This is a genomic window from Streptomyces sp. NPDC087300 (assembly GCF_044744425.1).
Classification (GTDB): Bacteria; Actinomycetota; Actinomycetes; order Streptomycetales; family Streptomycetaceae; genus Streptomyces.
In genome coordinates this window covers 146373-165294 of the sequence record NZ_JBIUYI010000007.1, presented here as the reverse complement: position 1 = coordinate 165294, position 18922 = coordinate 146373, and the positions used below count along the sequence as shown (strand labels likewise).

18 protein-coding genes are annotated in these 18922 nt (G+C 72.6%); 7 read left to right on the top strand and 11 right to left on the bottom strand.

The window, feature by feature from the left end; all coding sequences use genetic code 11:
• Positions 1-3 precede the first annotated feature (3 nt).
• From ACIO9J_RS29100 to ACIO9J_RS29090, 3 genes are read left to right on the top strand one after another with little or no spacing between them, the layout of a single operon-like run.
• Entirely contained in the window at positions 4-789 is a 786-nt protein-coding gene (locus ACIO9J_RS29100; protein ID WP_402005870.1) for an ATP-binding cassette domain-containing protein, read from the top strand.
• Positions 789-2000 (top strand): hypothetical protein, encoded by a 1212-nt coding sequence (locus ACIO9J_RS29095; RefSeq protein WP_402005867.1) that lies wholly within the window; start codon positions 789-791, stop codon positions 1998-2000. Before ACIO9J_RS29100 ends, ACIO9J_RS29095 begins: the two co-directional genes overlap by 1 nt.
• A complete protein-coding gene (locus ACIO9J_RS29090) occupies positions 1981-2607 on the top strand; it encodes a hypothetical protein (RefSeq protein ID WP_402005865.1) in 627 nt (208 codons plus the stop codon). The genes ACIO9J_RS29095 and ACIO9J_RS29090 overlap by 20 nt, the downstream gene beginning before the upstream one ends.
• Positions 2608-2702: 95 nt before the next feature.
• Here the strand turns inward: ACIO9J_RS29090 and ACIO9J_RS29085 are convergent, their stop codons facing one another.
• The gene (locus ACIO9J_RS29085; protein WP_402005862.1) at positions 2703-3653 is read right to left on the bottom strand and encodes a hypothetical protein; all 951 of its coding nucleotides are present in this window, start codon (positions 3651-3653) and stop codon (positions 2703-2705) included.
• An 83-nt stretch (positions 3654-3736) separates the two neighbouring features.
• Here ACIO9J_RS29085 and ACIO9J_RS29080 point away from each other — a divergent pair, with 83 nt between their 5' ends.
• Positions 3737-4375: a flavin reductase family protein gene (locus ACIO9J_RS29080; RefSeq protein WP_402005859.1), complete on the top strand. Its 639-nt coding sequence runs from the start codon at positions 3737-3739 to the stop codon at positions 4373-4375.
• A gap of 12 nt (positions 4376-4387) precedes the next feature.
• Here ACIO9J_RS29080 and ACIO9J_RS29075 read toward each other — a convergent pair whose 3' ends face one another.
• The gene (locus tag ACIO9J_RS29075) at positions 4388-5737 is read right to left on the bottom strand and encodes an MFS transporter (RefSeq protein ID WP_402006804.1); all 1350 of its coding nucleotides are present in this window, start codon (positions 5735-5737) and stop codon (positions 4388-4390) included.
• Positions 5738-5888: 151 nt separating this feature from the next.
• Here ACIO9J_RS29075 and ACIO9J_RS29070 point away from each other — a divergent pair, with 151 nt between their 5' ends.
• The gene (locus ACIO9J_RS29070) at positions 5889-6893 is read left to right on the top strand and encodes a GlxA family transcriptional regulator (RefSeq protein ID WP_402005856.1); all 1005 of its coding nucleotides are present in this window, start codon (positions 5889-5891) and stop codon (positions 6891-6893) included.
• Here the strand turns inward: ACIO9J_RS29070 and ACIO9J_RS29065 are convergent.
• The 4 genes from ACIO9J_RS29065 to ACIO9J_RS29050 all read right to left on the bottom strand — a co-directional run bounded on the left by ACIO9J_RS29065 (position 6822) and on the right by ACIO9J_RS29050 (position 11418).
• Entirely contained in the window at positions 6822-8132 is a 1311-nt protein-coding gene (locus ACIO9J_RS29065; RefSeq protein WP_402005853.1) for an MFS transporter, read from the bottom strand. The genes ACIO9J_RS29070 and ACIO9J_RS29065 overlap by 72 nt on opposite strands.
• Positions 8133-8202: 70 nt before the next feature.
• Entirely contained in the window at positions 8203-9252 is a 1050-nt protein-coding gene (locus ACIO9J_RS29060) for a Zn-dependent alcohol dehydrogenase (protein ID WP_402005850.1), read from the bottom strand.
• Positions 9253-9262: 10 nt separating this feature from the next.
• Complete coding sequence (locus tag ACIO9J_RS29055; RefSeq protein ID WP_402005847.1) at positions 9263-10498, bottom strand: acyl-CoA dehydrogenase family protein; 1236 nt, start codon at positions 10496-10498, stop codon at positions 9263-9265.
• Positions 10499-10506: 8 nt separating this feature from the next.
• Positions 10507-11418 carry an SDR family NAD(P)-dependent oxidoreductase gene (locus ACIO9J_RS29050; RefSeq protein ID WP_402005844.1) on the bottom strand — a complete coding sequence of 304 codons (912 nt, stop codon included), beginning with the start codon at positions 11416-11418 and terminating at the stop codon, positions 10507-10509.
• An 84-nt stretch (positions 11419-11502) separates the two neighbouring features.
• On the opposite strand from ACIO9J_RS29050, the gene ACIO9J_RS29045 reads away from it, so the two are divergent.
• Positions 11503-12462: a cyclase family protein gene (locus tag ACIO9J_RS29045; protein WP_402005841.1), complete on the top strand. Its 960-nt coding sequence runs from the start codon at positions 11503-11505 to the stop codon at positions 12460-12462.
• Between the two features lie 505 nt (positions 12463-12967).
• Here the strand turns inward: ACIO9J_RS29045 and ACIO9J_RS29040 are convergent.
• The 3 genes from ACIO9J_RS29040 to ACIO9J_RS29030 form a co-directional block, all read right to left on the bottom strand.
• Complete coding sequence (locus ACIO9J_RS29040) at positions 12968-13456, bottom strand: ATP-binding protein (RefSeq protein WP_402005839.1); 489 nt, start codon at positions 13454-13456, stop codon at positions 12968-12970.
• Positions 13457-13844: 388 nt separating this feature from the next.
• Positions 13845-14759, bottom strand: coding sequence for an acyl-CoA dehydrogenase family protein (locus ACIO9J_RS29035; protein ID WP_402005836.1), 915 nt, complete (start codon positions 14757-14759; stop codon positions 13845-13847).
• Positions 14760-14766: 7 nt separating this feature from the next.
• A complete protein-coding gene (locus tag ACIO9J_RS29030; RefSeq protein WP_402005834.1) occupies positions 14767-15930 on the bottom strand; it encodes an acyl-CoA dehydrogenase family protein in 1164 nt (387 codons plus the stop codon).
• A 201-nt stretch (positions 15931-16131) separates the two neighbouring features.
• On the opposite strand from ACIO9J_RS29030, the gene ACIO9J_RS29025 reads away from it, so the two are divergent.
• Complete coding sequence (locus ACIO9J_RS29025; protein ID WP_402005831.1) at positions 16132-17709, top strand: AMP-binding protein; 1578 nt, start codon at positions 16132-16134, stop codon at positions 17707-17709.
• 61 nt (positions 17710-17770) lie between these two features.
• Here the strand turns inward: ACIO9J_RS29025 and ACIO9J_RS29020 are convergent, their stop codons facing one another.
• Positions 17771-18283 carry an EF-hand domain-containing protein gene (locus ACIO9J_RS29020; RefSeq protein WP_402005828.1) on the bottom strand — a complete coding sequence of 171 codons (513 nt, stop codon included), beginning with the start codon at positions 18281-18283 and terminating at the stop codon, positions 17771-17773.
• Positions 18284-18491: 208 nt separating this feature from the next.
• On the bottom strand, positions 18492-18866 hold the full coding sequence (locus ACIO9J_RS29015; RefSeq protein ID WP_402005825.1) for an STAS domain-containing protein: 375 nt from the start codon (positions 18864-18866) through the stop codon (positions 18492-18494).
• Positions 18867-18922: the final 56 nt, after the last annotated feature.

The following is an 18922-nucleotide window of genomic DNA, read 5'->3' as shown; positions in this document are numbered from 1 at the left end:
CTGATGACTCCGCCACACACCACGAGTGCGACGACACGCGTCGAAACGTGCGTCGAGACCAGGGAACTGGTCCAGGGATACCCGGGCCGGACCGTCATCGACGGCCTGGACCTCGCGGTCGACGAGGGGGTCTTCGGCCTCCTCGGCCCGAACGGCGCGGGCAAGACGACCCTGCTCAAGACGTTGGCCACCGTCCACGCCCCCAGGGCGGGCACGGTACGACTGCTCGGCCACGACGTGAGCGACCAGGGTGCGCGCCGGCTCGCCAGGCGTGAACTGGGATTCCTGCCGCAGGAATTCGGCTATTTCCCTTCGTTCACCGTGCTCGACTTCGTGCGCTACTGCGCTTGGCTGCGCGAAGTGCCGCGCAAGCGAATAGACGCGGCCGCCCGTGAAGCCGTACAGCGGGTGGGACTTGATGGTGTGCGGCGGAGGAAGCTGCGGCAGCTCTCCGGCGGCATGCTTCGGCGTTGTGGAATCGCCCAGGCCATCGTGGCCGAACCGAAGGTGATCGTGCTCGACGAACCCACCGTCGGTCTGGATCCCGAACAACGCCTTGAGTTCAGAGAGCTGCTGCGCGAACTCGCCCAGTCATCCGCTGTCGTATTCAGCACCCACCTGGTCGAGGATATCGCCGCGGCCGCGGATACCGTCGCCGTCTTCACCTCCGGTTCGGTGCTTTTCCAGGGAACCCCGGAAGGTCTCGCCTCGCTCGCCGACGCGCGGGACCGCGGGGATTCCCCCATCGAGCGCGGCTACATGAAGCTGCTCGCACGAGAGGCCCTGTGATGGGCGGTCTGCGCATCGAACTGCGCCGCTCCCCCCTGCCGTGGTGGACCCTGGCCATGACCGTCGTCGGTCTCGGCTGGCTCTCCGCCCAGTCCGGTGACTGGGACCTGGTGTGGCCACAGGCCGCTGCCGCCGCCCAGGCGACGGTCGTGTTCCTCGGCCCCATGGCCGCCGCGGCCGCCGCCTACGCCGCGGGGCGCGTCCACGGCAACACCGCGTACGACCTCACCCGCGGCGCGGCACGCCCCACCTGGCAGCAGTCGTCGCTCCAGCTGGCATCGACGTGCCTGTACGTCCTCGTCCCGTATCTCCTGGTGGTGCTCGTCGCGCTCGCCGGGCCGCTGTCCGGCGGAGTCTCACCGGGCGGCCCATGGCCCTCGTACGTGCTGCTCGGCGCGATCGCGTTGATGGTGTGCACGGGCGTCGGGCACGCCACGGGACGTCTGGTGGCGGGTCCCGCCGCACCGGCGGCCGTCGCTGTCGCCGCCTTCGTGGGCCTGGGGGTCCTGGCCTCCGACAGCCCCTTCAACCTCACCGTGATCTCCGGGCCCCCGCACCGCGAACTGAGCACGGGCGCGGTGGCCGTCCGCCTGCTGCTCGCCGCGTCGGTCCTGTTCTTCGCGGCCGTCGCCGCACGCCCGGCACCCCGAGCGCGAGCGGGCCGGTTCTGGCTGCTGCCCGGCGCGGCCGCCTCCGTCGCGGTCCTCTCCGTCCTGGCCATGGGTCAGATGGGGTTCCCCCAGGTGGACCGGAGCCCGGTCGCGGCGGTCTGCTCGAAGGGCGCGGCGCAGGTCTGCGTCTGGCCCGAGAACGAGGCCCACCTCGACCACACGGCGAAGCTCGCACGCAAGGTGTCCACGGCGGCGGGGCAGGCGGTCGCCGTCCCCGAGCGCTTCTACGAGCACGGACTCCGCCCGTCCGACGACGGCGAGTCCTCCGGCTTCCGCCTGGCCGTCGGCGACGCCGGGACCATGGACGGCATGATCAGCGAGATCATGCCGACGGCGCCCGACTGCCGGGTGACCGACGCCGGGATCGACCGGCTCGCCGCCGCGGCCCCGGCGCTCGAGGAGTGGCTGTTCGCCCGCGCCCTCGACGAGGAGAGCGACATTCCCACCGTGCGCGAGGTGCTGCACAAGCCCGAGAAGCAGCAGCAGCGGTGGGCCGAGGAACGGGTCGAGGCGATCACCGATGCCCCCTGCCGCCGCTGACTCCCTCGCGTGGGAGTGGACCGGATACCTCAGGGCGAGGGGCCTCGCGCGCATCGCCGGCGGTCTCGCGCTGCTTCTCGCCCTGACCTGGTGCACGGGCGGCCACGCACTGAACCTGCCGAGCTGGCCGGGGATCTCCGCGCCGGTCGACGCCAGTGTCCTGCTCCCGGTTCTCTTCGGACCGTGGGCCGCGTCCTGCCTCCGCAGCCGCATGGTGAGTCTCGAACTGCACGCGGCCCGGCGGCTCCAGCACTGGGACGTGGCCCTGGCCGCGGGTGCCGTCGCGGCAAGCCTCACGCCGAGTCTGCTCGTGCTGGTACAGGACGGTGGACAGCAAGCCGGTGTCACCGCCCGCAACACCCTGTTGTGGGCGGGCATCGCGCTGGTGCTCGCGCGGGTCGTGGGGCAGCAGCGCGTCTGGCTCGTGGTCCTCGCGGCGGCCACCGTGCTGACCGTCACCGGCTGGGACCGGCACGCGTCCCCTCGTGGCTGGGCGCTTCCCCTCCAGCCGCTCGACAGCACTCACGCGGCCGTCGCGGCAACCGTGTCGTCGGCTCTCGGCCTGGCCTGCGTCGCGGCTCCCTGGCGCCGGAGAGCGGACCACTGAGGGGGCGGGCCCTAGGGTCTTTCGTTTGGATCAGGCCGGGCTCGCGGGGTCTGGCACGCCCGCTCCCTGATCCGGCCTGATCCAAACGAAAGACCCTAGCCCTGGTGCAGCTTCTCGATGTCCGGCGCGTCCATGTCCCCCGACACCACGAACAGTTCGAGGTCGTCCTCCGTGCCGCCGATCGTCCAGGACCGGACGCCCTCGCACTTCTTGATCTCGATCAGCACCACCGGTCGCGGCTCACCGCCGAATTCCGCGCTGGTGCCCACGGACCACTTCCCGTCCCCGCCGCACTCGTCACGCGCGCGTGGCACCCTCGCGTGCCCGTCCTCGTCCAGGGTGAACGCGACCTTGCCGCCGTCCTCGTACCGCCAGCTCCCTGCCAGTTGCCGGGGTGAGGGCTGCGGCGGCTCGTACTCCTCGATCAGGCCCGTCGTCGTGGCCAGGACCGCCAGCCCGAAGAGTGCCGCGGTGGCCACGACCGAGGCGAGGGCCGCGCGGAGCCAGACCTTGCGGGCGCGCGGCGGGCGGCCGACGCGGGCCCCGCGCCGCCGGGTGTACTCGGCCGCCAGTACGGGGACGACACCGCTCGCCGCCGCGCCCAGCGCCAGTGCGACGAACGGGCCGCCGAGCAGGGCGAAGAAGGCCCCCCACGCGGCGCCGACCGGCAGCAGTCCGGCCAGCGCGAGCCCGGCCGACCAGGTCTGTTCCCCGCGCCCGTCCCGGGGCCTGCCCGCTGCGCGCGGTCCGATCCTGCGTCGTGCGAGCCGCCCGAGCGCCAGCGCGGGCAGCGTTGTCAGGGAGGCGTGGACCAGGCCCATGACCGGCAGGAGCAGCGGCGCGAAGAGCAGGACGCAGGCGAACCCGGCGCCGGGGACGCTGCTGGCGCCGTAGTCGTCCCGGCCGAGCGACAGGACGTACGCCAGCAGGCCCGCGACCGGCAGCTGGGCCGCGCACGCCGCCGCCGCGACGGTCATGCCGTCGCCGCTCCACAGCTCGTCCGCGGCCGTCCGCGCCGCGGGCTTCGCGGCATTCCCCCACTTCATGGGCCTGAAGATACGCAGCCCCCGGGCGGGGTCCGGCAGCACCCTTCCCATCTGACACCCCGTCAGCTTCAATGGTGGATGTGATGGGACACGCAGGGATGGCGGCCACCGCCGTCCGATACCTCAGGTCGGTCGGGGCCCCCACCACGGGGCCCGTCGAAGCGCACCCGGCTGCCGCGGGACCGTGCGATCCGCCGCGCCCCCGGCTGCGCGCGGTCGGCGACGACGAGCGGGCGCCGCTCGATCCGGGCGAATTCCGGCGCGTGCTCGGGAACTTCGCGACGGGCGTGACCGTGGTCACCGCACCGGCCGCCGAAGGCGAACCGGGCCCGGCGGGCTTCGCCTGCCAGTCCTTCTCCTCGCTCTCCCTCGACCCGCCGCTGGTCTCCTTCATGGTCGCGCGTACGTCCACGACCTGGCCCCGCATCGCGCGCGCGGGCGTCTTCTGCGTCAATGTCCTGGGCGCCGACCAGGGCGAGCTCTGCCGCGGCTTCGCGGTGAGCGGCGCCGACAAGTTCGCGGGGGTGGCGTACGACGCGGCGCCGGTGTCCGGTTCACCGCGCCTGACCGGCGTCCCCGCCTGGATCGACTGCACGATCCAGGCCGTGCACACCGGCGGCGACCATCTGATCGTGGTCGGCAGGGTCGACGCGCTCGGCGCCGAGGACGACGCGGAGCCGCTGCTCTTCCACCGGGGCAGGTTCGGCCGCTTCACGCCCTGACGGCCACCGTGGTCACGCCGCGACGGGCCGCGCGTCCCTCCCGTCGCCGCGCCGGATGACCAGCGCCATCAGCGCCGCCGCCGCGCACAGCGCGCCCGAGGCGTACCAGACCACGTCGTACGACCCGAAGGTGTCCCGCGCGAGCCCGCCGAGGAAGGCGACCAGGGCGGCGCCCACCTGGTGCGAGGCCAGGACCCAGCCGAAGACGATCGCGCTGTCCTCGCCGTACTGCTCGCGGCACAGGGCCAGCGTCGGCGGGACCGTCGCCACCCAGTCGAGGCCGTAGAAGACGATGAAGAAGATCATCGGCGGGTGGACGGTCTCCATGAGGAGCATCGGCAGGAAGAGCAGCGAGATGCCGCGCAGCGCGTAGTACACGGCGAGCAGCCGCCGGGCGTCGAAGCGGTCCGTGAACCAGCCGGACGCGACCGTCCCCACCACGTCGAAGACTCCGATGACGGCGAGCAGCGAGGCGGCCGTCGTGATCTTCATGCCGTGGTCGTGCGCCGCGGGCACGAAGTGCGTCTGGACCAGGCCGTTCGTGGAGGCGCCGCAGATCGCGAAGGTGCCGGCGAGCAGCCAGAAGGGGCCCGTGCGGGCGGCCTTGGCCAGCACCCCGAGCGTGCGCCGCGCGGCCCCGGTGACGGGCGGCGGCTTCGGCACGAACTCCGTGGCCCCGTACGGCTTCAGGCCCACGTCGGCCGGATGGTCGCGCAGCAGCAGCCAGACGAAGGGCACCACCGCGAGGGCGGCGAGCGCGACGGTCACCGCGGCGGGGCGCCAGTCGTGCTCCTCGACGATCCAGGAGAGGACCGGCAGGAAGATCAGCTGGCCGGACGCGGAGGCCGCGGTGAGGATGCCGGTGACCAGACCGCGCCGTTCGGTGAACCAGCGGTTGGTGACGGTGGCCGCGAAGGCGAGCGCCATCGATCCCGAGCCGAGACCCACCAACAGGCCCCAGCAGAGCAGCAGTTGCCAGGCGGAGTCCATCCAGACGGTCAGTCCCGAACCGAACGCGATGATCACGAGCGCGACGGCGACGACCTTGCGGATGCCGAAGCGGTCCATCAGGGCGGCGGCGAAGGGGGCGGTCAGGCCGTACAGCGCGAGATTGACGGAGACCGCGAGCCCGATGGTGCCGCGCGACCAGTGGAACTCGTCGTTCAGCGGGTCGATGAGCAGTCCGGGCAGGGAACGGAAGGCGGCCGCGCCGATGATCGTCACGAAGGTCACCGCGGCGACGAACCACGCCCGGTGGACACGGCGCGTGCGGCGCGGTGGCCGCGGGGCGGCGGTGTTGGGCGTGGGTTGGGTGGTGCCGGGCGGGGGTTGGGTGGTGCCGGGCGCGGGCTCGGCGGGCACGGCCACGGCTCCGGTTGTCGCCGCCAGCCCGGCTGTCGCCACCGGCTCATCCGTCGCCGCCGGGTCGGTTGTCTGGGTCACGCCATAAGGATCCGTACGGATCCGGTCCCGAACGAGTGGCCCGAGGGACAGTGTTCGCTAGGATCGGGCCATGGCCGTCAGCTCCGAACCACCCCCGCCCCCGCCCCACCGCGTCGTGGTCCTCGCCCTCGACGGGGTGATCCCGTTCGAACTCGGCATTCCGCAGCGGATCTTCGGGCGGGCGCAGCGCGAGGGGAGGCCGTTGTACGAGGTGGTGACCTGTTCGATCCGGCCGCCGGGGACCGTGCGGACCGACGCCGACTTCGATCTGCTCGTCGCGCACGGGCCGGAGGCGCTGGCCGGGGCGGACACCGTCGTGGTGCCCGCCTCGTACGAGCTGGGTCCCGTGTACGAGGAGGGGCGGCTGACCGACGAGCTGGCCGCCGCGCTCGCGCACATCAGGCCGGGCACCCGGCTGATCTCCATCTGCTCGGGCGGGTACGTGCTGGCCGCCGCCGGATACCTCGACGGCCGCCCCGCGACCACCCACTGGCGGTCCGCCGAGCACTTCCAGCGGCTCTTCCCGCAGGTCAAGGTCGACGCGGACGTGCTGTTCATCGACGACGGCGACGTACTGACGTCGGCGGGCGTCGCGGCCGGCATCGACCTCTGCGTGCACGTCGTACGCCGCGACCACGGCACCTCGGTCGCCAACGCGGTGGCCCGGCTCACCGTGGTGCCCCCGCACCGCGACGGCGGTCAGTCCCAGTTCATCCAACGCCCGGTTCCCGAGCCCCAGTTGGCGTCCACCAGCGCGGCCAGGGCCTGGGCGCTCGACCGCCTGGAACGGCCGCTCCAGCTGCGCGACCTGGCCGAGCAGGAGTCCATGTCGGTGCGCACGTTCACCCGCCGCTTCCGCGAGGAGGTCGGCATCAGCCCCGGCCAGTGGCTCGCCCAGCAGCGCGTCGAGCGGGCCAGGCACCTCCTGGAGTCCAGCGGCCTCTCCGTCGACCAGGTGGCGCGGGACGCGGGCTTCGGCACGGCCCAGTCGATGCGCCAGCACCTACAGGCCGCGCTCGGCGTCACCCCCACCGCGTACCGCCGTACGTTCCGCGACGTCGGCGACGCCCGCTGAAGAGCCGCTCGCTGAAGAGCCGTCCACTGAGGATCCGCTCGCCGAGGAGCCACCCGCCGAGGACCCGGCCCCCGGCACGGACGGCGCGGGCCGCACCTCGCCCAGGACGCCGACCACCAGCAGGACCACTCCGAGGCCGACGCCCGCCAGGATCGCCGTGGACGGCGCGGCGACGCTGAGCAGCGCTCCCGCCAGTGAACCGCTCGCCGCGTACCCCGCGCCCACCGCCGCGTACATGATCGAGTAGCCCGCCGCGAGCGCGCTGGGCGGCAGGATCTCGCGCAGCGCCAGGTTCCGCGTGAGCATCGCGCCCGCCTGCGCGCAGCCCGCGACGCCGAGGACGGCGAACAGCAGGACCAGTGAAGGCATCAGCGCGACCAGGGCCAGGCAGCCCGTGACGAGGAGCATCAGCACCGTGCTCTGGGTCCGCAGGCGTCCGGGCCAGGTCCGCAGGCCGTAGACGAACGATCCGACGGCGGAGCCGATCGCGAGCCCGGCCAGCAGTGGTCCCGCCCAGCCGACGGCCATCCCGCGCTGCTCCAGGAGCGCGGGCAGGACCAGCTCCGCGAGCGCGAGCATGGACAGGCTCGCGGCCCCGGTGACGTAGACCGGCCAGGCCCGCACGAGGATCCGCGCCATCGGCTCGCCGTCCCGGTCGCCCGCGTCGGAGCGCCAGCCCACGGGCAGCATCCACAGGCCCGCGACGGACGACGCCATCAACGCGGCGCAGAGCAGCGGCGGCAGGACCGGTGAAAGACCGATCGCGAGCCCGGTGACGGCGGCGGGCGAGACCGCCCATATCCCGAAGGTCAGCATCGACTCGACGGACAGGGCCTGGGCCGCGGCCTTCTCCGGCACCACGCTGTTCAGGAGCGCGCGCAGACCGCCGGTCGCGGCGGCGGGGGCGGCTCCCGCGACGAACGCGAGGAACCCGAGGACCACGGGGTGCGCCTGCGACAGGGCGCCGAGCCCGGCGAAGGCGAGCGCGCCGATGCCGAGCCCGACGGCCAGCTGCGGCCGCGCCCGCTCGGCCCGCAGCCGTACGCCGAGCAGCGGGGCGCCGATGATCTCCCCCACCACGTACACCGCGGCGAGCACCGCGCCCAGCGCATAGCCGCCGGGCCGCTCGCGCACCAGGAACACCACGGCGAGCGGCGCCGCGGCCACCGGCATCCTGGCGCCGATGGCCACCGCGCCCCAGCGGACGACGTCCTTCGTCAGCACCTCGCGATAGCTCATGGAACGAAGTTAGGCGACGGCACCGACAGCGCCCACGGTTTATCCACAGGCACGTCCCCGACCGGCCGCCTCAGAACGTCAGCACCCCGCGCGCCACCCGCCCCGCCTCCGCGTCCTCCACCGCCTTGGCGAAGTCCTCCACCGGGTAGGTGGCGGTGACCAGTTCGTCGAGCATGAGCCGCCCCGAGCGGTACAGCTCGGCGTAGAGCGCGAAGTCCCGCTGGGGGCGGGCGGATCCGTAGCGGCAGCCGAGGATGGACTTGTCGAGGAACATCGAGGCGACCACGAACGACGCCTCCGCCGTCGCGGCCGGCATGCCGAGCAGCACCGCCTGGCCGTGCCGGTCGAGCAGGTCGATCGCCTCGCGCACCAGCTCGACGCGGCCCACGCATTCGAAGGCGTGGTCGGCCCCGTCGGGCAGGATCTCCCTGACCCCCTCGGTGGAGCGCAGGAAGTGCGTGGCGCCGAACTGCCGTGCCACGGCCTCCTTTTCGGGGTTGGCGTCGACCGCGACGATGCGGGTCGCACCGGCGATCCTGGCGCCCTGGAGGACGTTGAGCCCGATGCCGCCCGTGCCGATCACCACCACGGAGTCGCCCCGGTCGACCTTCGCGCGGTTGAGCGCGGCGCCGACACCGGTGACCACGCCGCAGCCGATCAGCGCGGCCGAGGTCAGCGGGATGTCCTCGGCGATCTTCACCGCCTGCACGGCCTTGACGATGGTGCGTTCCGCGAAGGCGGAGTTGGCGGCGAACTGGTAGATCGGCTGCCCGCCGCGCGAGAACGGCCGGTCGGGCCTGCCGATGGCCTTGCGGCACATGGTCGGCCGCCCCCTGTTGCACTCCGCGCAGGCCCCGCAGCTCGCGATGGTCGACAGGGCCACGTGGTCGCCGGGCGCGACATGGGCGACCCCGGCGCCGACCGCCTCCACGACCCCGGCCCCCTCGTGTCCGAGCACCACGGGCGGCGGGAACGGAATGGTCCCGTCGATCACCGAGAGATCGCTGTGGCAGAGCCCGGCCGCGGCGATCGCGACCAGCACCTCGCCGGGACCAGGATCACGTATCTCCAGGTCATCCACGACCTCGACCCGCTTACCGTCGAAGACGACACCCCTCACCACGCACCCCTCACCGAGGCCCCCTGGCCTCTCTCGGCAGACCGAGCACGCGCTCGGCGATGATGTTCCGCTGGATCTCGTCCGAGCCGCCGTAGATCGTGTCGGCGCGGGTGAAGAGGAAGAGCCTTTGCAGGGCGTCGAGTTCGTACGGGGAGGTCTCGGACCAGTCCGCGGGCCCGACGGCGGCGGCCGCGCCCCTGACGCCCATCGCGAGCTCACCGAGCCGCTGGTGCCAGCTCCCCCAGAGCAGCTTGGCGACGCTCGGCGCGGCCGCGTCCCCCTGCCCACCACCCTTTTCCGAAGCGGGAGTTGAGGCCGACCCGCCGAGCGTCCGCAGCGCGTTCCACCGCATCACCCGCAGCTCGGCCCACTGCCGTACGAGCCTGTCGCGCAGCACGGGGTCGTCGGCCGCGCCGCCCGCGACGGCCTCGCGCAGCACGCCCGCGAGCTCCTCGGCGAAGCCGATCTGCTGGACGAGCGTGGAGACCCCGCGTTCGAAGCCGAGCAGCCCCATGGCGACGCGCCAGCCGTTGCCCTCGCCGCCGACCACATGGGCGCTACGCGCGCGTGCCCCGTCGAAGAAGACCTCGTTGAACTCGCTCGTGCCCGTCAGCTGCCGGATGGGACGCACCTCGATCCGCCCCGGCTGGTCCATCGGCACGAGCAGGAACGACAGGCCGTGGTGCCCGTGCGAGCCCTCCTCCGTACGGGCGAGGACGAAGCACCAGTCGGCGTCGTGGGCGAGCGAGGTCCACACCTTCTGGCCGCTGATCCGGTAGGCGTCCCCGTCCCGCACGGCGAGCGTCCGCAGCCCGGCCAGGTCGGACCCGGCGCCCGGCTCGCTGTAGCCCTGGCACCAGAGGGCCTCCCCGCGCGCGATGGGCGGCAGGAACTCGTCGCGCTGTTCCTGGCTGCCGTACGCGAGGAGGGTGGGCGCGAGGAGGTTCTCGCCGATGTGCCCGTAGCGGCCGGGGGCCCGCACGCGCGCGTACTCCTCGGCCCAGACGACCTGCTGGGTCAGGGTGGCCCGCCGGTTCCCGTACGCGTCCGAATCCCAGCCGATGCCGATCCAGCCGCCGCGCCCCAACTCGCGCTCCCAGGAGCGGCGTTGCGCACCGCCCTCGTGTTCGCTGCCGGGGCCGCCGCGGCCGACCGCGTCGGCGAAGCCGCCGGTGAGGTGCTCGGCGAGCCAGGACCGCGCCTCGGCGCGGAACTCCTCGTCGTCGGCACCGAAGCCGAACTCCACGGCGCCGCCTACGCGTTCGGCCGGTCTTTGGCGGCCGCCGCCTTGGCCATGGCCTCCAGCTGCGCGAGCATCGGCATGGGATCGACACCGACCGTCCCCGGCAGGAAGTCGGCGATCTTCTCCGGGGTCCACGCGCCGTCCGCGTACCCGGCGCGCAGCTCGCGCGGCTGCGCCCATACGGCGATCTTGGGACCCGCGATCGTGTAGACCTGCCCGGTGATCTTCTCCTCGCGGGCCCGGTCGCTGAGCAGATAGGTGACGAGCGCGGCGACGTCCTCGGGCTCGCCGATCTCCTTGAGCTCCATCGGCACGTTCGCCGACATGCGCGTACGGGCGACGGGCGCGACGGCGTTGGCGGTCACGCCGTACTTGTTGAGGCCGAGCGCGGCGCTGCGCACCAGCGAGATGATCCCGCCCTTGGCCGCGCTGTAGTTGGCCTGCGCCACGGAGCCCTGGTGGTTGCCGCTGGTGAAGCCGATGAGGGTGCCCGAGCCCTGCTTGCGCATGACGGCGGAGGCGGCCCTGAAAACGGTGAAGGTGCCCTTGAGGTGGGTGGCGACGACGGGGTCCCACTCCTCCTCGGACATGTTGAAGAGCATGCGTTCGCGCAGGATCCCCGCGACGCAGACGACACCGTCGATCCGCCCGTACTCGGCGAGCGCGACGTCGACGATGCGCTGGCCGCCCGCCATGGTGGAGATGTCGTCGGCGACGGCGACGGCCTCGCCGCCCGCGGCCTGGATCTCCTTGACCACGGCGTCGGCTATCTCGCTGGCCGGTTCGCCGCCCTCCATGGAGACGCCGTAGTCGTTGACGACGACCCTCGCTCCCTCGGCTGCCGCGGCGAGCGCGACGGCCCTGCCGATGCCGCGCCCGGCACCGGTCACGGCCACCACCTTGCCTGCCAAGAAGTTCCCCACGTCCGGCCCCTTCCCGCGGTTTCTGACGGACCGTTAGATTCTATGACCCGTCAGATACGGAAAGACAAGCCCCGGGGAGCACTCATGTCAGACTCAGCCGACGACGGCGTGCCGGCGGCCGCGATGCCGCCCGAGTTCCACGACATCGCCAAGCGCGTGAACAACTGGGGCCGTTGGGGGTCCGACGACGAGATCGGCACGCTCAACCTCATCACCGACGAGGTGGTGCGCGAGGCCGCGGCGACCGTCGGCAGCGGCCGCCGCGTGCCGCTCGCGCTGCCGCTCAAGGAGGACGGCGTACAGACCGGGATGATCCCCGGGCGGGTCAACCCGCTCCACACGATGGTGCAGATCAACCAGCAGATCTTCGGCCCCGGCACGGTCGCCACCAGCGACGACGCCGTCACCATGGGCCTGCAGACGGCCACCCACTGGGACGCGCTCACCCATGTCTCGCACTCGGGCGTCCTCTACAACGGCCGCCCCGCGGACACCATCACCGCCCACGCCGGGGCCCGGTTCAGCGGCATCGACAAGATCCCGCACCTCGTCTCGCGCGGCGTCCTGCTCGACGTCGCGCGCGCCAAGGGCCTCGACCGGCTGCCCGGCGACCACGCGGTCACGCCCGAAGACCTGGACGAGGCAGCGGAGTTCGGCGGTGTCACGGTGCGGGCCGGGGACATCGTGCTCGTACGCACCGGGCAGCTGCAGGTCTATCTGGCGGGCGACAAGCACGCGTACGCCTACCCCTCGCCCGGACTCTCGCTGCGTACGCCCGAGTGGTTCCACGCGCACGACGTGGCGGCGGTCGCCAACGACACGCTGACCTTCGAGATCTTCCCGCCGGAGATCGAGAACCTGTGGCTGCCCGTGCACGCGCTCGACCTGGTCGAGATGGGGATGCTCCAGGGCCAGAACTGGAATCTGGAAAAGTTGTCCACAGCCTGTGCAGAAGAATCCCGCTACGCCTTCCTGCTCTCGGCGATGCCGGAACCCTTCATCGGCGGCACGGGCACTCCGGTGGCGCCGGTCGCCGTGCTGTGAGCGACGGTCGCAGTGCCGTGACCTGCGGTCGCAGTGCCGCGAGCGACGGTCGCCGCGCCGTGAGCGACCGGCACGCGTGAGCAGCGGGCACGCGTGAGCGACCGGCACGCGTGCGCGGCGGGCACGTCCGAAAGGCGGCGCGTCGGCTTCCGCCCCGAGCGCGCTGCCGCGCGCGCCGCCATCCGGCTCCGGCGCTTGGCCCTGCCCCTCGTGGCCCCGATGGGACTGACGCCGAATCGCGACCCGCTTCTCGTCAAGGACCCTCCCGTCACTGAGCACCCTCGACGTCCCCTCGCGGCGGATCGCTGTTCACAAGCGTGATCAATCGGACACGCTACGTCAACACCCGCTCGAAGATTAGTAACTTATGACCGCTTTGCCCTACCCGCGCACGGGCGCGCGCATCGTGGCACGCGACGGCGCATACGGGGGCAGAAGTCCAGGCAGGGGGCTCAGACCCGCTCTCCTGACGCGGGGAACCACGGACTCCGGGCGCTCCGAGGGTTCAGACCTTCTCGTACGCGACGCCGGAGTCCGCGTCGTCATAGGTGGCGCCGTCGAAGGTGGCCGCCGGGACGCCCCCGTCGCACCGGTCGACCTCGCACCAGATACTCTTGCCCGCGCCCTCGTGCTGCCAGCCCCAGCGGTCCGCGAGGCCGTCGACGAGTTCGAGGCCGCGGCCGTTGGTGTCGTCGCCCTCCGCGTGCCGGGGCCTGGGCGGGCAGGCGCTGCGGTCGGCCACCTCCACCCGGACGGTGCCCGGTGCGTCGGCGGGGCCCGGGATGCCGGGGAGCAGCATGCGCAGCACGGCCGGACAGCCGGTGTGCACAACGGCGTTGGTGACCAGCTCGGAGATCAGCAGGATGAGCGTCTCCGCGACCGGCTCGTCCGCCTCTATCCCCGAGCCCGCGAGCCTCGAACGGGCCCATCGCCTGGCCCGTCCCACCTCCGCGGGGTCGGCCCCGACCTCCAGCTGAACTTGAAGCACCTGCACCGCTCACACCATCCGAACCGGCGGACACATCGCCTCGCGACTCCACAGGGTCACGGAACGTGATCCCCTTGGGAGACAGCATGATTGACGTTCAGTCACCCCAACAAGCGCTTCGGGCATATTCCAGCGCGAAGGAGTACGCGTGCTGCATACTGTGCGACGCGCACCGCAGGGGGTCGAACAGGCGGGCACGAGGCCCCGTCCTGCCCTGCGAGCGGCGCGCATTGCCGGGTCCGGCGCGGCCTCAGGGGCAACACCGGGATGGCTCAGCCTCAGAACCACTCGCATCCCACACAAGGTACCCGAGGCGGACACCGACTCCGTGCCGTGACGAGTCACGCGTAGGACACAACCCGGTATCGACGCTCCGTAGCGTCACGCCGCCGTGTCACAGCGCAGCGGCCAGCGCCTCCTCCGCGTCGCCCGCCGACCGCCCGGCGGCGGCCCGCACCCAGGCCCGCTTCAGATGCAGATGGACGTCCGCCTCCCAGGTGAACCCCATGCCGCCGTGCACCTGGAGGCAGTCCCGGGCGTTGCGCACCGCCGCGTCGTCGGCGAGCAGCTTGGCGCCGCAGGCCTCCAGCGGGTCGCCGGTGACGGCCGCGGCGTAGACGGCGGCGCGGGCGAGTTCGGCGCGTACGAGCATCTGTGCGCAGAGGTGCTTCACGGCTTGGAAGGCACCGATCACCTGTCCGAACTGTGCACGTTCGCGGGCATATTGAACGGCCATCTCCGTGGTGCGCGTGGCGCTGCCGAGCTGTTCGGCGGCGGTGAGCAGCGCACCGGCACCGGTCGGAGCCCCGGCCACCGGCCGGTCCGGCCCGCCCTGGTCCCCCGTGGCGCCCGGCAGCCGGTGCAGCGGCGTCAGCGGGTCGACCGACCGGGTGGGGACGGCGCCCGCCACGTCACCGCCGCGCACGACGTCCGCCTCGTCGAGCCAGGCGACCAGCGCCCCGTCGGCGGACGTCACCACCGCCTCCCCGGAGGCCGCGCCCGGGACCTCCCCCGCCGCGAGGAAGGTGGCCACCAGCGGTCCCGGCAGCAGCACCCGTCCCGCCTCCTCGAAGGCGAGCACCGCGTCGGGCAGTCCGAGCCCGACGCCGCCCTCGGCCTCCGGCAGGGTGAGCGCGAAGAACCCGGCGGCTCCGAGCTCCCGCCACAGTGCGCGGTCGAGCACCGCGGTCCCCTCGTGCCCGGCGGCGTCCACGGCCGCCCGCAGCGCCGTCCGGCCGAAGCGCCCCTCCAGGAGGTCGCGCACCCCGTCCCGCAACGCGCTCTGGTCCTCCGTGAGTTGGAAGTCCATCCGGGCCTCACCGCCCCTTCGGGAGGCCGAGAATCCGCTCGGCGACGATGTTCTGCTGGATCTGCGAGGTCCCCGCGGCGATCGTGTAGGACAGCGCGGAGAGCCGGTCGAGGTTCCACGGGTGGCCGAGGTCGAGCGCGCCGGTGCCGAGCACGTCGGCGGCCGCGTCGTACAGCTCCTGGCGGGCGTGCGAGTAGCGCAGCTTGAAGACCGAGCCGCCGACGCCCGGCACCCCGCCGGTGCGCTGCGACTCGCTCACGTTCCACTGGGTGAGCCGCCACAGCGCGGCGAACTCGGCGCTCAGCCTGCCGAGCCGGCGGCGCAGCACCGCGTCGTCCCAGCGCCCGTTCTCGCGTGCCTCGCGGGCGAGTTCGCCGAGCACCCTGCGACAGGCCACCACCTCCCCCACGAAGGCGGTGCCCCGCTCGTACGACAGGGTCACCATCGTCACGCGCCACCCGTCGTTCTCGTCCCCGACCCGATTGGCCACCGGCACCCGCACGTCGTCGAGGAACATCTCGGCGAACTCGGTCGAGCCCGCGAGGGTCCGCAGCGGCCGCACCGTGATGCCCGGGGCGTCCATCGGCATCGCGAGCCAGGAGATGCCCTGGTGCTTGGGGACGGACTCGCTGACCGGCGTCGTGCGCACCAACAGCTCGCACCAGTCGGCGACCTCGGCGTGCGAGGTCCAGATCTTGGAGCCGCTCACCACGTAGTGGTCGCCGTCGCGCCACGCGCGCGTGCGCAGCGACGCGAGGTCGGACCCGGCGTCGGGCTCACTGAACCCCTGGCACCACACCTCGTCGCCGCGCAGCACGGGCGGCAGCCACCGCGCGCGCTGTCCGGCGTCACCTTCGGAGGCGATGGTGGGCCCCGCGTGCAACAGCCCGACGAAGTTGGCACCCACGTAAGGCGCGCCCGCCTTCTCCGTCTCCTCGAGGAAGATCAGATGCTGGGTGGGGGTCGCCCCCTGCCCACCCGCGTCGACGGGCCAGTGCAGCCCCGCGTACCCGGCGTCGTACAGCCTGCGCTGCCACCCCATGTCGTAGGCACGCCGCCCCGGCCAGTCCAACGGATCGGGAGGCGAAGGCAGTTCGGGCAGTGTCCGGGCGAGCCACCGCCGCAGCCGCACCCGGAACTCGTCCTCCTCAGCGGTGTACGTGAGGTCCACGCGGCGCCTACCCGTCCAGCTGCCGGTAGCAGTCGGTCATTCGGTGTCCCCTCCGGTCCCACGGCCCCACCGGGCAATCTGATGACCCGTCAGAAAGCAGGCTAGCCCCGCACCCCTGGACCGACAAGGCGCCGAGGCCTACGCTCTCCAGCTAATCTGACTCACCGTCAGTTCAGCCCTTCACGAGGGGATCGGGAGCCCATGAGGACCTCGGAGAACGCGATCGCGTACGAACTGGGTGCCTCCCGCACCCTCTGGGAGCTCATCGAGCGCCGCGCCGCGCTCACCCCCGACGCACCCGTCCTCATCCAGTCGGCCGACGACCCCGCCGACGACCGCACGCTCACCTTCGGGGCACTGCGGGACCGTGCCGAACGCGTCGCGGCCGGCCTGTACGCGAAGGGCGTGCGGCCCGGCACGGTCGTCGCCTGGCAGTTGCCCACCCGGATCGAGACGGCCCTGCTCTCCTTCGCGCTGGCCCGCATCGGCGCGGTCCAGTCGCCGGTGATCCCCTTCTACCGCGACCGCGAAGTCGGCTTCGCGCTGCGCGAGTCGAAGGCGGAGTTCTTCGCCGTGCCCGGCGTCTGGCGGGGCTTCGACCACACGGAGATGGCCAGGAAGCTGGGCGCACAGGGCGGGTTCACCGTCTTCGAGGCGTACGACGAGCTGCCCGACGGCGACCCCTCGGTACTGCCCCCGCCGCCCGCCGACGGCACCTCCGTACGCTGGATCTACTGGACGTCGGGCACCACGTCCGACCCCAAGGGCGTGCTGCACACCGACCGTTCACTGATCGCGGGCGGCTCCTGCCTGGCGCACGCGCTGCACCTCAGCTCGGACGACGTCGGCTCGATGGCGTTCCCCTTCGCGCACATCGCGGGCCCCGACTACACCGTGATGCTGCTGCTCTACGGCTTCCCCGCGGTGATGTTCGAGCAGTTCGCGCTGCCGGACGCGCTCGACGGCTACCGGCGGCACGGCGTGACGGTGGCGGGCGGCTCGACCGCCTTCTACTCGATGTTCCTCACCCAGCAGCGCCGACTGCCCCCGGGCGAACGGCTGATACCGACGCTGCGCCTCCTCGCGGGCGGCGGGGCGCCCAAGCCTCCCGAGATCTACCACTCCGTCGTACGCGAGATGGGCTGCCAGCTCACCCACGGCTACGGCATGACCGAAGTGCCGATGATCACGATGGGCGCGCCCGACGACACCGCGGAGAACCTCGCGACGACCGAGGGACTGCCGCCCGAGGGCATGCGGATCCGGATCACGGACGCCGCGGGAAAGGAGCTGCCGCCCGGCACGGACGGCGAGGTGCGGCTGCGCGGAGAGGCCGTCTGCCAGGGCTACTTGGACGCCGGGCAGAGCGCGGGCGTCTTCGACGCGGACGGCTTCCTGATCACCGGCGACCTCGGCCACGTCAAGGAGAGCGGCCATCTCGTCCTGACCGGGCGGGCCAAGGACATCATCATCCGCAAGGGCGAGAACATCTCCGCCAAGGAGATCGAGGACCTGCTCCACCAGCACCCGGCCGTCGGCGACGCCGCGGTCGTCGGGCTGCCCGACCCCGAGCGCGGCGAACGGGTCTGCGCGGTCGTCGAACAACCGCAGGGAGCACCGGCGTTGACGCTGGAGGAGCTCACCTCGTACCTGCGCGCGGAGGGCCTCGCCACCTACAAGCTGCCGGAGCGACTGGAGGTGGTGGAGGCCCTGCCGCGCAACGAGACACTGCGCAAGGTGCTCAAGTACCGCCTGCGGGAACGCTTCTCGGGGAGCTAGGGGCTTTCGTTTGGATCAGGCCGGGCTCGCGGGGTCTGGCACGCGCGCCCGCGGCGGCGGCTCACTCCGGGACCGTGAAGTACGCCGCAAAGGCCGCCACGATCTCGTCCTCGGAGACCCGCCCGTCGCCGTCGGCGTCGAGCGCGGCGGCGGACGCGCCCGCGATGTCCTCGGGCACCCCGAGCGCCCGCAGCGCGCGCTGGGCCTCCTGCGGGCTCGCCGTACCGTCGCCGTCACCGTCGGCGACGCGCAGCACCGCGAGCAGGAAGGGCCGCGCGATCTCCGCGAACCGGCCCGGGTTGTCCCGCAGCCGCTTCACCGCGCCGCCCACGAACTCGTCCCGGGTGATGCGCTGGTCCCCGTCCCGGTCGGCGATCCCGGCCATGCCCTGCCAGAACGCCTCGGCACCGATGTAGAGGGCCTGGCCCTTCTCGGAGCGCGCGGTGGCGCCGAACTCCGCGCACAGGGCGGCCGCCGCCGTGCTGAAGTCCTCACGGGAGATGTAGCCGTTGCCGTCCTGGTCGAAGGTGGCGAACCGGGCCGCGATCCTACGCTCGTACTCGGCACTGTCCATGATCTTCGGGCCGCCTCACTTCCGCGGTTGGGGGGTGTCTTCCGGGTCCTGCCTGGTACTTCTCGCAGCGAGCGTACGTCTTCGGGCACGCCGGGGAGGCGGGAAACCGGCGCTTGTGCCAAGACCGCGAGAAATCTGCGACAAGGGTGTGGCACAGCCGTGATGTGCTGGGCGTGCCAGGGTCAACTCCGGTGACGCGCGGGCGCCGTCACGCCGAGAGCGGCGCCGCCTCTTCGTCCAGCGCCGCGCCGACGTCCGGGTAGACCTCGAAGAGCCGTCGTACGCCGAGGGCCGCGAGCACCCGGTTCACGTGCGAGCCGTCCTCCGCGCCGCGCGCCGGCAGGATCAGCCGCAACCGGCCCTGGCAGGAACGGATCAGACGGCGCGTGGCGATCAGTACGCCGACGCCGCTGGAGTCGCAGAACAGCACTTCGGAGAGGTCGAGGACGATGCTGCGCCGGCCGTCGGCCACGGAGTCGTGCACGTGCTGACGCACCGTGGGCGAGGTCAGCAGGTCCATCTCGCCGGAGACGCACAGCACGGCCCAGCCGGACTGCTCGTCCATCGTCACCTTGAGCGTCACGCGTCACGCCTCTCGCTCGCCCTGCTCTGCCCTGCTCTGTCGACTGGCTCTTCCCT